The organism is Acidimicrobiales bacterium (assembly GCA_035540975.1).
Lineage (GTDB): Bacteria > Actinomycetota > Acidimicrobiia > Acidimicrobiales.
Genome location: DATLFN010000005.1, coordinates 49,183 through 63,134, shown reverse-complemented (window position 1 = coordinate 63,134; position 13,952 = coordinate 49,183). Strand labels below are relative to the sequence as shown.

The following is a 13,952-nucleotide window of genomic DNA, read 5'->3' as shown; positions in this document are numbered from 1 at the left end:
AGCGGATCGCACGGCGACGACCTTCCGGCGAGAAGGGTCCGCCTCACCGCCTGGCGGAGTCGGTGCCCCCAGCGCCGGGCCCATGCCAGAGCGCCCGAGTTCCCCAGGAGGAACGGCGCGGATCCGTGCCGCCGGTCTCCTCGAGCACCGGCCGTGAATCGCCGGCAAGCACTTTCCCTGCCGGCCTGGACGGACTGGGGCTCGCCGATGCCGAGGTCACGGCCTGCACCCCGCCCGGGGTCGAAGCCGGCTGCGATCGTGCAGTGGAGTCGCCGCACGTGAAACCGCCGGGACCGAGGGCCATCTCGGCTCACCCTGTCGAAGGCGTCCCCGCAGGCAAGAGACGATGCGCGCTCCGGCCAGTGGCCGGCCGTCCGGCGAGTTCCCGGCTCAGTTCGAACTCGCCTCGGCCATCGGTTGCACAGAGCGCCCTTTGCGCGTTCGGCACGGTGCGCCAAGCCGCCGCCTCCGCCTCGTGACGAATGGTTGCGATGACCGGAGCGCGTTCCTCCGGTCCGAGGTCTCGCAGCAGGCGCGGCATCAGTCGGTGAAGAGAGGCCTGAACTGCAGGCGGAGCCCGACGGTCTCGGGCTCGACGTCAGGGGCGGCCCACACCGTCAGGCCGTCCGGGTACACGTCGACGACGGTCGCGGCCGCGGCCATCCAGTCGACGAGCGCGTCGCCCCATCTCTCGTCGAGCAGCGCCTGCCGGATGGTCGCTGCGCGATCGCTCTGCAGCGTCGAGGCTGGGCTGCGTGCGACCAGCTCCAAGGCGATGACCTTCTGCAGAGTGTCGATGTCGCGAGCGGCGAACACTTCGGGGGGATCGCCGTGCACCACGGCGTAGGCCAGGTCCATCGGCGCGAGTCAGTCCAGACGTGCGAGCTCTCGGTCCGTCCAGAACCCCGGCAGCGGACGCGTGCACCGGCCCGCGGCGTAGGCACCGAGCCGCCACCTGCCCGCATCAGAGAGCATGGCGATGGCATCGAAGAACGCGTTGGGGCCCGCCGCGTGCAGCGCCACGTCGCCTTCGCTCCCGCCGAGCGGAAGGTGCGAGGTCAAGAAGACCAGGTTCGTCTTCTCTCGTGCACCGAGGTTGACCTTGTTCTGCACCACGTGTGCACGCCCCAGGCACTTCCACACTGAGTCAGTCCTGGAGAGTCCGGCCCGCGTCGTGGTGAAGGCACCCGTCACGTCGAAGTACCAAGGACGCTCGTCGCCGTCGACGGCGACGAGGTTCATCGTGACGCCAGTGCCACGGAGCTTGCGGTTCCGATGGGTGATGCGGAACCCGGCGTCTTCGAGGACGCGCATCGCGATCGCCTGCGCTGCCTTGCCCTCCTTCGTCGCTAGAGCTTGGAAGCTCTCGGGCGAGTCGGCGGAGCCGTCATCAGGGACCGGCACCTCCGGGAGAGGGCTGGCGCCCGTCGTGGGAACGACGTGAGGCGACACCTCCACCCTGCGGACCCGGTCCCGGGCGACCGCGACGTACTCGGCATCGACGTCGTACCCGACGCCGATTCGCCCAGTGCGCCGAGCCGCGACCAGCGTGCTCCCGGAGCCGAGGAACGGATCGAGCACGATGTCACCGACGAAGGTGTAGAGGTGGATCAACCGCTCGGGCAGCTGCACCGGGAACGGCGCCGGGTGGTTCACCCGCCGGGCGCTCTCGGGTTCGATGCGCCATACGTCGAGCGTCGCTGACATGAACTCGTCGCTCGTCAACGAGCTGACGTGGGGCCGGTGTTCGGCGGCGCGCTGCTGCAGGCTCTTCGCCCTGTCGAAGCGGCCCTTGCTCGCGATGATCACCCGCTCTGTGACGTCTCGGAGCACGGGGTTCGCCGCGCTCCGGAAAGATCCCCAGGCGCAGCTGCCGCTCGCTCCCTCGCCCTTCTGCCAGATCACCTCGCCTCGGAGCAGCAGGCCCAGGTCGTCCTGCAGCAACCCGATGACGTCGGCCGACAGGCTTCGATACGGCTTGCGCCCGAGGTTGGCGACGTTGACGGCGATCCGGCCGCCCGGCTCGAGCTTGCGAACACAGACGGCGAACACCTCGCGGAGCATGTCGAGGAAGTCGGCGTAGGAGCCTGGGACACGCCCCTCGCCGAGGGCCTCCTCGTATTCCTTGCCTGCAAAGTACGGAGGTGATGTCACGACGAGCGCGACCGACCCGTCCGGCAGGTCGTCCCGCTCCCGGATGTCGCCGCTGATGCAGCCGTCGCCGAGATCAGGTGCTTCGGCGATGCCGTCGTCGGTTGACAGCTCGGGAGGCCGGAAGCGGGCATAGAACCCCGACGCGTCGTGGCTCTCACGCTTGCCGACGCCGAAGTTCGATGTCGAGGTTCGGCGTGGCTCGAACAACACGGCCTCCTTGGATGCCTACGGTATCGAGCGACGGGGAGCGGCCCGGGGATGCCAGTCGACGTGGTTGGGCACACTTCGGCAACGCATGGCCAGAAGAGCGGTACGGAGGATGGTGTCCTCGGGCGGCCCTGAGCGCGCTCGCGGACATTGCGGCGGTCGTCTCGGCGACCTGCGCCCTCATCCACCAGGTCGCCCGTGCCTGCCTCGGGCGGTCAACAACCTCGCCCAGGCCCTCGTCGCCGCCTACGCCGCCAAGAAGGCCATCTGCGACGAGTCCTCGGCCCGGGCCGCCGTCACCGAGGTCACCGCCGACTGATGACCCACGACACCGTGGAGACCCCCCAGCAGTTCAGCGCGTCCCACAGCGTCTCGAAGCTGAGTGTCGCCGGCGTGTTCATCGAGCGTGGCGGGCAACAATAAGTCGCGGATGATCGACCGGATGTCATGCCGTCTGAAGGCGTCGTGTCAGGTACTCCCGAAACTTTGGGGCCGTGTACTCATATTGGCCCTTCCGTGTCCGGTATAATACACCAGCTTCAACGAGACGGCCGAGCAGAACGTTGATGTTGCCCGGACGCTTGTTGACGTTCGAGTTCATATCAACCGTCATAAGCGGTGGGTATGGACACAACGCGCTTGCCAGCAACACATCCTGCTCGGCGGGTGTTAGCGTGGAGACCCGTGGCTCATAGAAGTCAATATCGAGCCGGCGGTAGATATCTGGCGTCGTGGCCTCCAACAAACGGAGATCCAACTTATCCACGTCAGCTGCGACGGCGGCGTCCCACAGCTCAGCCCCCCAGAGCTGAATGAAGTAGGGGTAACCCTCGACCTCCTCCACCACTTGCCGGACCAACTCAGGGTCGGCGCTGATGCCGGTGTCACGTAAGGGTTCGGTAAAGGCGGCGGTGGCCTCTACTGACTCCAACCGCCCGATCTCCTCCCCGCGAAACATTCGCTCGGTGTACGAGCGCGCGTGAAGGAGGTTGCCAGTCAAGGTAGGCAGACCACACACCACCAGCCCCAGCGGGATCTCCTCTCTTTGAAGCGCGGAAATGGCCGAGATGAGAAGCGAGAGTGGGTGCTCGCCAGAGCGAGCCCGCTCGTCTCGGATTACCTGCGCTTCATCGAGCAGAAGTATGAGGCCGACATAGCCCTGCTCGACTGCAACTTCGACCGCGTCAAACAGGTGGGCCGCTAGGTCTTCAGAGCCTGGATCCATCGTTTGGTCGAAGGAAAGTCTGATGTCGTTGTAGGTGACCCCTAAGGTCCCTGCTGTTCGGGCGGCCCGGCCCATCGCTGACTTCAATCGTTTGACCCGCGAAAGTGCCGCTCGAGTCCTTTCGGTGAGGGACACAAGCGCCTGCACCATCGAGTCGTCCGTGTTGTGGCGGGGATTCAACTCGAGACTCGCAGCGGTCCACAGCTCTCGCTCGGCGACCTTGGCGAACTCCCCGAGCAGCACCGTCTTGCCAACGCCACGCAGGCCTGTGAGCCGCATGTTCCCCGGCTGCTCGGGAGCAGCTCGGAGGGTTGCAGCGAAGCGACGAGTGGGGCCTTCACGTCCTGCCAGGTACGCAGGCCGCGTGCCGACCCCCGGCCGGAACGGGTTGCGGCCCGAAGGAGCAGTCATCAAGGAGTAACCTTAAAGATGGCACTTCTCAAAGTAAAGAACTTTAAGTCCCGAGTTTCGGCCGAGGAGACTCGAAGCGCAGACGTAGGGGTCCGGGGCGCACACAGAGGCTGGCGCTTGTCGCCGAGGAGACGGGTCGGTAGCGCCCCGGGGGCGGTCGCCCCGGAGCGCCTCGCAGACCCGTGACTCCATCCCCTTGCTGCGTTCCCTCATGTGGCCTCGCACGGCCCTCACGTGTACGGCGTCAGCGGCGGATCCAGTAGCAATTCAGTAGCAATTTCAGTAGCAATTTCAGTAGCAAGACCGCTGCCCTCGATGCGATCTCTCGCTGAGAAATGCCCGTTGACCTGCGGATTTCCTTAGCACCCCCAACGGGATTCGAACCCGTGTCGCCACCTTGAAAGGGTGGTGTCCTAGGCCTCTAGACGATGGGGGCCGGGCCGAGGGGGCTGGTCAGGAGGATAGCCGCCAGGTCGTCCCCTCCGGAGTGTCCCGGACCTCCACGCCGAGCTCGGCCAGGCGGTCGCGGACGGTGTCGGCGTCGCCCCACCGCTTCGATGCCCGGGCCGCGTCGCGCTGGCCGAGCAGGGCGTCGACGAACGGCCCCACGACCTCGGCGGGATCGGCTGCGCCGGCCTCCGCCGCCGAGCCGAGGCGGACCACCATCGAGCGGAGCGCCCCCCGGCCCCGGTCCAGCTCGTCGGACTGGAGGGTGTCGCGCGACCACGAGGTGAGCTCCTCCTCGAGATCGAGGACGGCCCGCACGGCGCCGTCCACGTCCCGGGCGTCCAGCGCGGCGTCGAAGGCGGCCTCGACGGTGGCGACCCGCTCGAGCAGCGGCGACCCCGGCGCGGCCCGGGGGACGGGCTCCGCCGTCACCGAGCGGGCACCCGCCGACCCTCGGCGGTCCCTCGGGCGGCCGGCGGCGGTGCCGGCCAGGCGGGCCAGCTCGGAGACCGGCACCGACTCGCCGGCCGGGATCTCGGTGGACTCGCCGGCCCGGCGGACGGTCACCGCCCCGAGCCCGTGGACGCTCGCCGTCCCCGCGTCGAGGTCGAGCACGAGGGCGGTGTGCTCGTCGACCCCGAGGACGAAGGCGCCCTCGGGGAGCATCGCCTCCATGCGGGCCAGCCGCTCCTCGCCGAGATAGCAGAACCGGGTGTCGTGGGTCCCCCCCTCGGCGTTGTTGTAATGGGGCACGACGGCCGCCCGCAGCCCGGCCTCGGCCAGCACGTCGAGCCCCTCCAGCCAGCGCGGCTCCTCGCCCGCCTTGTAGATCTCGTAGACGGGGACGGTGGCCACACCGAGCGTCAGGGCCGCGGCGCTGGCGAACGTGAGGCAGCCGCCCGTCCGCAGCTTCTCGGCCAGCAACCCCGGCACCAGGGTGTCCCGCCACTGGCGCAGCGCGTATGACGGGCTGCCGGGGCCCGAGAACACGTAGCGGGCCGCCCGCACCTGGGCGAGCATCGTCTCGTACTCCAGCGGGTCCCCGCCGGCCGCCCCGAAGTGCGCCACCTCCACGGTCTGGCCGACGCTCTCCCGGAAGTACTCGACCGCTCGTGCCGCCAGGTCGGCGGCGTTGGACTGGAAGCCGTAGGGGGTGTCGAGGACGACGGCGGGCGCGGGCGGCGGCCCCAGGCGCGCCAACAGCTCGCGGTGGGTCTTCACCATGGTGGGACTGGTCTCGCCCGAGCCCATCACCGCCAGCAGCCGGGGCACCTCCACGACGGGCGACCGTAGCGTCGCCCGGCCCGCCCCGGCCCGTCGCCGGCTCGTCGCGGGCCCGGTGATCGGCCCGCACCCGGTGCGAGAACGCTGCGCCGGCTTCGGTAGGGTCGGCGGCGATGCCGACGGCCCGCGCCACGCCTCCCCGGGGGGCCGCCGGGCTCCTGGCGGCGGCCGCGTCCGGGTACCTGCTGGGCACCGCCCCGGCGGCCGACGCCGCCGCCCGGCTGGCGTCGAAGGGCGCCGCCGACCTGCGCACGGCGGGCACCGGCAACCCGGGCGGCGCCAACGCCCTGGTCGTCCTCGGGAAGGGGTGGGGCTACGGCGTGATGGCCGTCGACATCGCCAAGGGCGCCGCCGCGTGCGTCGTCGGCCGCCGGCTGGGGGGCGAGGCGGGCGCCCACGTGGCGGGGACGGCGGCCGTGGTCGGCCACTGCTTCCCCGTCTGGAACGGGTTCCGGGGTGGCAAGGGCGTGGCCGCCAGCGTGGGCCAGTGCGTCGCCACCTTCCCCGTCTACGTCCCCTTCGACGTGGGACTGGCGTGGCTGACGGCCACGCCCCAGTGGTCGCGCAAGGTGGGCACCCGCACGCTGATCGCCACCGGTGTCGCCTCCGGCGCCTGGGTGGCGGCTGCCACCCTGTGGTGGCGGCGGGGGTGGCCCAACGGGTGGGCGCCCCGGGCCACCGCCGGCCTCCCGCTGGCCGCCGCCGCCTCCAGCGCCGTCATCCTGTCCCGGTTCGCCGCCGCCGTGCGCCGGGCCCGCGCCGCCGAGGCGGCGGCATGATCGGCCTCTGCACCGACTCCAACGCCCAGGTCCCGCCCGATCTGGCCCGCCGGTACGGCGTCGAGGTGGTCCCCCTCACCGTGACCGTCGACGGCGTGGACCACCTGGAGGGCGTCGACCTGGACGCCGACGGGTTCTACGCCCGCTTCGCCGGCGGCGCCACGCCCACCGTCGCCACGGCGGCCCCGTCGCCCGGGCGCTTCGCCGCCGCCTACCGGGCGCTGGCCGACGCCGGCGCCGACGAGATCCTCTCCGTCCACATCGGCTCGGCTATCTCGGCCACACTCAACGCGGCCCGGCTGGCCGCCGCCGCGTCGCCCGTCCCCGTCCGCCTGGTCGACACCGGCACCGCGTCGTTCGGCATCGCCTGCTGCCTCTGGGAGGCGGCCGAGGCGATCGCCGCCGGGGCTGGGCTGGACGACGCGGCGGCCGTGGCCGAGGCGGTGGCCGCCCGCACGGGCAACGTGTTCGTCGTCCAGGCCGTCGAGCTGGTCCGCCGGGGCGGGCGGATGAGCGCGGCGGCCGCCGAGGGGGCGCAGGAGGCCGAGGCCTTCCCCGTCGTCTCCCTCGCCGGGGGGTCCTATCAGCCGGTGGCCCGGGTGCGGTCGGTGGACGAGGCGGCTGACGCCATGGCGGCCGTCGTCCTCGGGAGCGGCGACCGCCTCCGGGTCGGCATCAGCGTGGCCGACGCCGCCGGCGCGCCCGTCCGCCAGGCCCTGGAGTCTCGACTGGACGGGGCGCACCAGGTCGTCGACCTGGTGCGCTACCGCGTCGGCCCCAGCGTCGGCGTCCACACCGGCCCGGGTACGGCCGGCGCCATGTGGTACCCGACCACCGCGACCACCGCCGGGTGATCGTCCTTCAGGAGTCGTCGTCCACGACCTCGGGGAGGCCCTCCGACAGCGCTTCGACCAACTCCGACAGCAGCCCGCTGAGGTACCCGTAGAGGGCGAACGCGGGGGCGCGGGGGTCGTCGGGGTCGGTGGGCACGTCCTCCATCTCCTCGCTGACGTCCAGCTGCGTCCCGAGCACCAGGCGCAGGCTGTTGAGCGCCGCCACCCACCCCTGGGCCTGCTCCTCGCTCAGCCGCTCCGCCCCGGCCGTCTCCTCCAGCACGGCGAGGGCGGCCAGGCGTCGCTCCGACAGGTCGTCGCCCATGAGCCGGCGGTACTCGGCCTCGTGCTCGGCGTCGTCCCGGTAGGCGGGAGGCGCCAGGCGACGGACCGTCGGGTCGTCCGGTGCCGCCTCCAGCAGCGCCCGCAGCTGGGCGGGCAGCGATCGGAGGACGTCGCGCTCGCGGGCGCTCAGCCTGAGCCGGAGCTCCCCGTCGGGGAGCCGCTTGACGGCCCGTCCGAACAACAACGTCAGCGGGCCGATCTCACCGGTCGTGCTCCATGGTCGCCCACAGGCCGTGCTCGTGGAGGCGGAACACATCCAGCTCGGCCCGCTCGCGGGGCCCGCTGGACACCACCGCCCTGCCCTTCTGGTGCACGTCCAGCATCAGCCTGGTGGCCTTCTCGTGGGAGTACCCGAACAGCTTCTGGAACACGAAGGTGACGTAGGACATGAGGTTGATCGGGTCGTTCCAGACGATGACGACCCACGGACGGTCGGGCTCGGCGACGTCGTCCGAGGTCGGTTGCTCGACTTCGGCGGGGGCGAGGGTCATCGCCGGGATTCTCCCGCGGATCGGGCCCGTCTACGCGCCGGCGTAGGCGTGGCGTCCTTCGGACGTGGCGCCCCCGGGCCGGCGGGGGGCCGCCTCGGGCCCGGACAGGCCCAGCTGGAAGCGGACGGCCGCCGACCACACGGCCACCGCGCCGGCGATGTGGATGCCGACGAGCAGGACCGGCACGCCGGTGAAGTACTGGACGTAGCCGACCGCCCCCTGGGCCACCAGCACGGCGAGCAGCACCTCGACCCTGCGCCGCACGGCCCGCGGTGCGCCCGCCCGGCGGAGCATGAGGGCGGCCGTGACGACCAGCGCCAGCAGGAGGACGACGGCGAACCCGTGGAGCTGGGCGGCGCGGTGCACGGACACGCCGAGGCGGGGCACGTCCTTGTCGCCGGCGTGGGGGCCGGCGGCGGTGACGACCGTCCCCAGGAGGATCACCAGGGCGGTCGCCGCCGTCACCACCCGGCCCAGGGTGCGCAGCTCGGGCCCGACCAGCGGCCGCCGGGGGACGCCGTCGGGCTGCCCCGCCCGCCAGTGGAGGACCAGGGCGTCGGCCAGGATGGCGATGGAGAGCAGGAAGTGGGCCATCACCAGGGGCGGGGCCAGGTCGAACAGCACGGTGAGGCCCCCGAGCACGATCTGGCCGACGACCCCGGCGACGAGGCCGAGCGAGAGCCGCACCAGGTCCCTGCGGCGGGGCGAGCGCCGGAGCGACGCCAGGACGGCCACGATCACCGCCACCGAGACGAGGCCGGTCACCGTCCGGTTGACGAACTCCACCATGGCGTGGGTCTCCAGGGGCGCCACGATGCGGCCGCCGTCGCAGGTCGGCCAGTCCGGGCAGCCCAGCCCCGACCCCGTGAGCCGCACGGCGCCCCCGGTGACGATGATGAAGGCGAGGGCGAGGAGGGCGACCAGGGTGACCCGCCGGTAGGCGGAGGGTGACAGCGTGCGGCGGGCCATCGAACGATGGTAGGGAGCCGTGGTTTCCGAGGGCCAAACGCCTGCTTTTGTCGTCCCGGCGGGCGTCCCCGTAATGTGCCACCCGACATGGCCGTGACCACCGCCTCCATCCGGCCGCGTACCCGGGTGTCCGCGTATGTGGCGCTGACGAAGCCTCGGATCATCGAGCTCCTGCTGGTCACCACCGTGCCCACCATGGTCGTGGCCGCCCGCGGCCTCCCGCCCGCCTGGCTCGTCCTCGTCACCCTCGTCGGAGGGACGCTGGCGGCGGGCGGGGCCAACGCCATCAACATGTACGTCGACCGGGACATCGACCGCATCATGAAGCGCACGCAGCACCGGCCCCTGGTCACCGGCGAGATCGAGCCGTCCCACGCCCTGGCCTTCGCCGTGGTGCTCGAGGTGGCCGCCTTCGCCCTCCTCTGGGGCGCGGTCAACCTCCTGAGCGCCGTCCTCGCCGTCAGCGCCACCCTCTTCTACGTCTTCGTCTACACGATGTGGCTGAAGCGCACGTCCACCAGCAACATCGTCGTCGGCGGGGCGGCGGGCGCCGTGCCCGTGCTGGTCGGGTGGTCGGCCGTCACCGGCACCCTGGGGCTGGCCCCGTTCGTGCTCTTCGCCATCATCTTCGTCTGGACGCCGCCCCACTTCTGGGCCCTGGCCATCCGCTACCGCGAAGACTACGCGGCGGCCGAGGTCCCCATGCTGCCCGCGGTCGTCCCCATGGAGGAGGTGTGCCGGCAGATCGAGCTCTACACGGTGGCCCTGGTGGCCGCCTCCCTCATGTTCTCGCCGGTGGCCCACATGGGCCTGCTCTACCTGGGGTCGGCCACCGTGCTCGGTGGCGTGTTCCTGCGCCACGCCTTCCAGTTGCGCCGCGACCCCACCCCCAAGCGGGCCATGCGCCTGTTCGGCTGGTCGATCACCTACGTCACCCTGCTGTTCTCCGCCATGGCCCTGGACCAGCTCCTCCGATCCCTTTGAGCCGCCCGTGACCATCACCGAGACCCGGCCCGACGACGTCGCGCCGCCGCCTCCGCCGACCGCCCCCGGCCCGGCCGGCTCCGAGGCACTCCCGGCGACCGCCGACCACAAGCGGCTGGGCCTGGTCTTCCTGGGCGGCGCCCTGGTGTTCCTCGTCATCGGGGGAGCCGTAGGCATGGTGCTGCGGGGCGAGCTGGCCGACGAGGGCGTCCAGATCGTCGGCGGCAACTACGGGCGGCTCTTCTCCCTGCACGCCACCGTCTCGTCGATGCTGTTCCTCGGCCCTGCCTTCGTCGGGCTCGCCACCTACGTCGTCCCCCTCCAGATCGGGGCCGGCCGCCTGGTCCTGCCCCGGCTCCACGCCTTCGCGGCCTGGCTGTTCGTGTTCGGGGGCGCCCTCTTAGTGGCCGCCTACCTGCTCGGCCCGCCCGAGGGCCTGGGCATCGCCGATGCCCGCCCCATGCCCGGCGGCGGCGGCACCAAGGCCAACGCCCTGGCCATCACGTCGATGGCCCTCGTCTCCATCGCCATGGTCGTCGCCTCGGTGAGCCTGGTCACCACCATCCTCAAGCTCCGCACCCCGGGGCTCACGCTGCGCCGCCTGCCCATGTTCAGCTGGGCCACCCTGGCGAGCGGCGTCGCCACCATCGTCGCCACCCCGGTGTTCCTCGGCGGCCTGCTCCTGCTCTTCATCGACCAACGGCTGGGGGGCGACTTCTTCGGCCCCGACAACGTGGCCGGCCAGACGGTGTGGCAGCACACGCTGTGGCTGTTCGGTCGGCCCGAGGTCTACCTGCTGCTCGTCCCCGGCCTCGGCGCGGCGTGCGACATCGTCGCCACCCACGCCCGCCGCCCGCTGCTCGGCCTGGACGCGGCCCGGGCCCACATCGCCCTGTTCACCATCCTCGCCTTCGGGTCGTGGGCGGCCGGCACCGACGTCGCCGACGCCATCGTCCTCCCCACCTACACCCCGCTCACCGCCCTGGTGGCGGCGCCCCTGGCCGTGCTCGTCCTCGTGTGGCTGGGCACGGTGGCCAAGGGCCGGCCCCGGATGCACACGAGCATGCAGTTCGTCCTCGGCTTCGTTGCCCTCAGCGCCGTCGGCGCCCTCCACGCGCTGGTGGCCGCCGCCGCCAAGGTGGACGGCTCGGCGTGGACGACGGGCCACCTCCACACCGTCGCCTTCGGCGCGCCCACCCTCCTGCTGGCCGGCGCCGTCTACCACTGGGCGCCCAAGCTGTTCGGCCGGGAGCTGTCGGCCGGCCTCGGCCGGGTGGCGTTCCTCGGGCTGTTCGGCGGCTTCTTGCTGCTCGGCCTGGGCAGCTACCTGGCCGGTTACGACGGGGCGCCCGCCCACGTGCGGGACTTCGAGTTCTCGTCCAGCTCCTCCACGTACGGGCTGCTGGCCGCCGTCGGCGGCGTGGTGACGCTGCTGGGCGCGCTGGCCTTCGTCCTCGACGTGGCCCGCGGCATGGCCGGCCGCCGCACGGCCCGGACCGACGCCGACCCCTACGGCGGGCTCACCCTGGAGTGGGCCACGTCGTCGCCGCCGCCGCCCCAGGGCTTCGACGCCGTGCCCGAGGTCCGATCGGCGCACCCCCTGCTCGACCTGCGCACCTCGTCGGAGGCTGCCGGTGGCTAGCCCCACGCTCGCCCTGCCCTCGGCCGGCGGCACCCGGCCCCGCAGGGTGCTGACCATGGCCGTCCTGTTCCTCGCCGCCGGGGGCGGGATGATGTTCGCCGCCCTCCTGGGCGCCTACCTCCACATGCGCCGGCTGGCCGAGCCGTTCCCGCCGCCCGACACCGAGATCGACCAGTACTGGGGCAACCTCATGGTGCTCACCATGCTGATGGGGTCGGTCACCGTCGAGTGGGCGCGCTCCGCCCTCGACCGGGGCCAGCGCAAGGAGGGCGTGGCCGGCTTCGCCGTGACGCTCGGCCTCGGGCTGGCGTTCCTCAACCTCATGTCGTTCGCTGCCGGGCACGTGGAGTTCGACGCCGTGACCCATCCCTACGGGACGGTGGTGGCGGCGCTGACGATGCTGCTCGGGCTCGTCGTCGGCCTCTCGGTCGCCTTCGTCAGCCTCACCCTGTTCCGGGTCGCCGGCCGCCAGCTGCTCGAGCCCGGGGCCGACCAGCCCCGAGCGACCGCCTGGGCCTGGCACTTCGCAACCGTCGCCGCGGTGGCCGTGTGGTACACGGTCATCGTCCTGAAGTAGGCCGCCGGTGCTGAACCCCGCCTCCAAGCTGCTCCTCGCCATGGCCGCCGCCGGCGCCGCCACGGGGTTGCTCTACCACGTGGCGGTGGACGAGAGGGCCGGCATGGTCCTGCTCCTCGCCCTGGGCGTGGCCGGCCTGGTGCTGGCCATCGTCGCCTCCGGTGCCGCCGTCCCCGACGAGGCGCCGATGATCCCGGCCGGCGCCCCGGCGCCCGAGCGCCGGGCCACCACCACGGGGAGCCCGGCCCGGGGGAGTGGCTGGCCCGCGTTCGCCGCCCTCTGCCTCGCCGTGCTGGCCACCACCGCCGCCGTCGGCGGCCCGGTCGTCGTCGCCGGCGTGCTCGCCGTCCTCGTCGCCGCCGTCGGCTGGTTCGCCAAGGCGTGGAGCGAGGACCCGGTGTGGTCGCCCCGCGCCAGCGAGCGGCTCAGCCTGCGCCTCGTGGTCCCGGTGGCGCTGCCCGCCGGCGCCTTCCTGCTGGCGGCCACCATCGCCATCAGCATGTCGCGGATCCTGCTGGCCGTGTCGAAGAACGGGGCGGTGGCGATCGCCTTCGTGGCGGCCGTCGCCATCCTGGGCGCGTGCGCGTGGGTGGCGGCCCGGCCCCGCATCAGCTCCTCGGCCATCCTCGCCCTCGTCGCCCTCGCCGTGCTGTCCACCGCCGGCGCCGGCATCACCGGCGTGGCCGCCGGCGAGCGCGAGTTCCACCACGCCGGCGAGGAGCACGGCGAGCCCGTCCACGTCGTCGCCCGCGAGGTGAAGTTCGACAAGGACCAGATCGTCGTCCCGGCCGAGGAGCACGTCCGCATCGAGTTCGTGAACGAGGACGTCGACGTGTTCCACAACGTCGCCGTGTACGAGAGCGAGGCGCCCGACGCCGCCCCCATCTTCAACGGCGAGGGCTTCCCCGGCGAGGACGAGCGCGTCTACGAGTTCGAGACTCCCGAGCCGGGCACCTACTTCTTCGTCTGCGACTTCCACCCGAACATGAAGGGCTCCTTCGTCACCGAGGCGAAGTGATGGCCGCTCCCACCGCCGTCCCGTTGCCCCGCGTCCGGCGTGCCCGTGTACCGCGGCGCGCCCTCGCCGCCGCTGCGGCGGTGGCGACCCTGGCCGTCGCCGTCGGCGCCGGGCTCACCGGCGGGGGGCAGGACGCGGCAGCGCCCGCGCTGGTCGGCTCGGTCGCCCCCCCGTTCTCGCTGGAGGACGTCCGCTCGACCGGCCCGGCCGTCGAGCTGCCCGCCGGCAGGCCGGTGGTCGTCAACTTCTTCGCCTCGTGGTGCGTCCCCTGCCGCGAGGAGCTGCCCGCGCTGGAGCAGGCGTCGCGGCAGGCCGCCGGTTCGGTGGCGTTCGTCGGCGTGGACGTGAACGACTCACGCTCGAAGGCCGTCGAGCTGCTGGCCGCCACCGGCGTCACCTTCCCCGCCGGCTACGACCCGGACCGGGCCGTGGCGACGGACTACCGCCTCCGCGGCATGCCCACCACCGTGTTCGTCGACGCCCGCGGGCGGGTGGCGGACGTGGCCCACGGCCGCCTGTCGGCCGCCGATCTCGACCGTCGACTGGCCCGCCTGACGGGCCGATCCGGAGTTGGCACATCGTGAGC

General features: G+C 72.3%; 15 protein-coding genes and 1 tRNA gene. 8 read left to right on the top strand and 8 right to left on the bottom strand.

Annotated elements, in window-relative coordinates:
* Positions 1-540: 540 nt before the first annotated feature.
* Positions 541-858, bottom strand: coding sequence for a hypothetical protein (locus tag VM242_00845; protein ID HVM03695.1), 318 nt, complete (start codon positions 856-858; stop codon positions 541-543).
* Between the two features lie 9 nt (positions 859-867).
* The gene (locus VM242_00840; protein ID HVM03694.1) at positions 868-2,361 is read right to left on the bottom strand and encodes a site-specific DNA-methyltransferase; all 1,494 of its coding nucleotides are present in this window, start codon (positions 2,359-2,361) and stop codon (positions 868-870) included.
* 88 nt (positions 2,362-2,449) lie between these two features.
* On the opposite strand from VM242_00840, the gene VM242_00835 reads away from it, so the two are divergent.
* Positions 2,450-2,680 carry a hypothetical protein gene (locus VM242_00835; protein HVM03693.1) on the top strand — a complete coding sequence of 77 codons (231 nt, stop codon included), beginning with the start codon at positions 2,450-2,452 and terminating at the stop codon, positions 2,678-2,680.
* 126 nt (positions 2,681-2,806) lie between these two features.
* On the opposite strand, the gene VM242_00830 is transcribed toward VM242_00835, so the two are convergent.
* The 3 genes from VM242_00830 to VM242_00820 form a co-directional block, all read right to left on the bottom strand.
* Positions 2,807-3,997, bottom strand: a complete 1,191-nt coding sequence (locus VM242_00830; GenBank protein HVM03692.1) for an ATP-binding protein — start codon at positions 3,995-3,997, stop codon at positions 2,807-2,809.
* A 363-nt stretch (positions 3,998-4,360) separates the two neighbouring features.
* Positions 4,361-4,433: transfer RNA gene (locus VM242_00825), tRNA-Glu, on the bottom strand.
* Between the two features lie 17 nt (positions 4,434-4,450).
* Positions 4,451-5,722, bottom strand: coding sequence for a hypothetical protein (locus VM242_00820; GenBank protein ID HVM03691.1), 1,272 nt, complete (start codon positions 5,720-5,722; stop codon positions 4,451-4,453).
* A gap of 119 nt (positions 5,723-5,841) precedes the next feature.
* On the opposite strand from VM242_00820, the gene VM242_00815 reads away from it, so the two are divergent.
* Both VM242_00815 and VM242_00810 read left to right on the top strand, forming a co-directional pair.
* Positions 5,842-6,507, top strand: coding sequence for a glycerol-3-phosphate acyltransferase (locus VM242_00815; GenBank protein ID HVM03690.1), 666 nt, complete (start codon positions 5,842-5,844; stop codon positions 6,505-6,507).
* The gene (locus VM242_00810) at positions 6,504-7,361 is read left to right on the top strand and encodes a DegV family protein (protein ID HVM03689.1); all 858 of its coding nucleotides are present in this window, start codon (positions 6,504-6,506) and stop codon (positions 7,359-7,361) included. Before VM242_00815 ends, VM242_00810 begins: the two co-directional genes overlap by 4 nt.
* Positions 7,362-7,368: 7 nt before the next feature.
* Here VM242_00810 and VM242_00805 read toward each other — a convergent pair whose 3' ends face one another.
* The 3 genes from VM242_00805 to VM242_00795 are packed head-to-tail and all read right to left on the bottom strand — an operon-like array spanning position 7,369 to position 9,145.
* The gene (locus tag VM242_00805) at positions 7,369-7,866 is read right to left on the bottom strand and encodes a DUF2017 family protein (protein HVM03688.1); all 498 of its coding nucleotides are present in this window, start codon (positions 7,864-7,866) and stop codon (positions 7,369-7,371) included.
* 19 nt (positions 7,867-7,885) lie between these two features.
* On the bottom strand, positions 7,886-8,176 hold the full coding sequence (gene clpS, locus VM242_00800) for an ATP-dependent Clp protease adapter ClpS (protein HVM03687.1): 291 nt from the start codon (positions 8,174-8,176) through the stop codon (positions 7,886-7,888).
* 30 nt (positions 8,177-8,206) lie between these two features.
* Positions 8,207-9,145 carry a COX15/CtaA family protein gene (locus VM242_00795; protein ID HVM03686.1) on the bottom strand — a complete coding sequence of 313 codons (939 nt, stop codon included), beginning with the start codon at positions 9,143-9,145 and terminating at the stop codon, positions 8,207-8,209.
* Between the two features lie 6 nt (positions 9,146-9,151).
* Between VM242_00795 and VM242_00790 the strand changes: the two genes are divergently transcribed.
* From VM242_00790 to VM242_00770, 5 genes are read left to right on the top strand one after another with little or no spacing between them, the layout of a single operon-like run.
* Positions 9,152-10,129 carry a heme o synthase gene (locus VM242_00790; GenBank protein HVM03685.1) on the top strand — a complete coding sequence of 326 codons (978 nt, stop codon included), beginning with the start codon at positions 9,152-9,154 and terminating at the stop codon, positions 10,127-10,129.
* A gap of 7 nt (positions 10,130-10,136) precedes the next feature.
* A complete protein-coding gene (locus tag VM242_00785; protein ID HVM03684.1) occupies positions 10,137-11,771 on the top strand; it encodes a cbb3-type cytochrome c oxidase subunit I in 1,635 nt (544 codons plus the stop codon).
* Entirely contained in the window at positions 11,764-12,348 is a 585-nt protein-coding gene (locus VM242_00780) for a cytochrome c oxidase subunit 3 (protein ID HVM03683.1), read from the top strand. Before VM242_00785 ends, VM242_00780 begins: the two co-directional genes overlap by 8 nt.
* 7 nt (positions 12,349-12,355) lie before the next feature.
* A complete protein-coding gene (locus tag VM242_00775; protein HVM03682.1) occupies positions 12,356-13,366 on the top strand; it encodes a cupredoxin domain-containing protein in 1,011 nt (336 codons plus the stop codon).
* Positions 13,366-13,950: a TlpA disulfide reductase family protein gene (locus tag VM242_00770; protein HVM03681.1), complete on the top strand. Its 585-nt coding sequence runs from the start codon at positions 13,366-13,368 to the stop codon at positions 13,948-13,950. Before VM242_00775 ends, VM242_00770 begins: the two co-directional genes overlap by 1 nt.
* Positions 13,951-13,952 lie beyond the last annotated feature (2 nt).

Bases quoted from the DNA above. Each gene is read 5' to 3' on its own strand.
- VM242_00835 (HVM03693.1), top strand. From the start codon at position 2,450: ATGGCCAGAAGAGCGGTACGGAGGATGGTGTCCTCGGGCGGCCCTGAG.
- VM242_00845 (HVM03695.1), bottom strand. From the start codon at position 858: ATGGACCTGGCCTACGCCGTGGTGCACGGCGATCCCCCCGAAGTGTTC.
- clpS (HVM03687.1), bottom strand. From the start codon at position 8,176: ATGACCCTCGCCCCCGCCGAAGTCGAGCAACCGACCTCGGACGACGTC.
- VM242_00795 (HVM03686.1), bottom strand. From the start codon at position 9,145: ATGGCCCGCCGCACGCTGTCACCCTCCGCCTACCGGCGGGTCACCCTG.
- VM242_00815 (HVM03690.1), top strand. From the start codon at position 5,842: ATGCCGACGGCCCGCGCCACGCCTCCCCGGGGGGCCGCCGGGCTCCTG.
- VM242_00830 (HVM03692.1), bottom strand. From the start codon at position 3,997: ATGACTGCTCCTTCGGGCCGCAACCCGTTCCGGCCGGGGGTCGGCACG.
- VM242_00810 (HVM03689.1), top strand. From the start codon at position 6,504: ATGATCGGCCTCTGCACCGACTCCAACGCCCAGGTCCCGCCCGATCTG.
- VM242_00790 (HVM03685.1), top strand. From the start codon at position 9,152: ATGGTAGGGAGCCGTGGTTTCCGAGGGCCAAACGCCTGCTTTTGTCGT.
- VM242_00770 (HVM03681.1), top strand. From the start codon at position 13,366: ATGGCCGCTCCCACCGCCGTCCCGTTGCCCCGCGTCCGGCGTGCCCGT.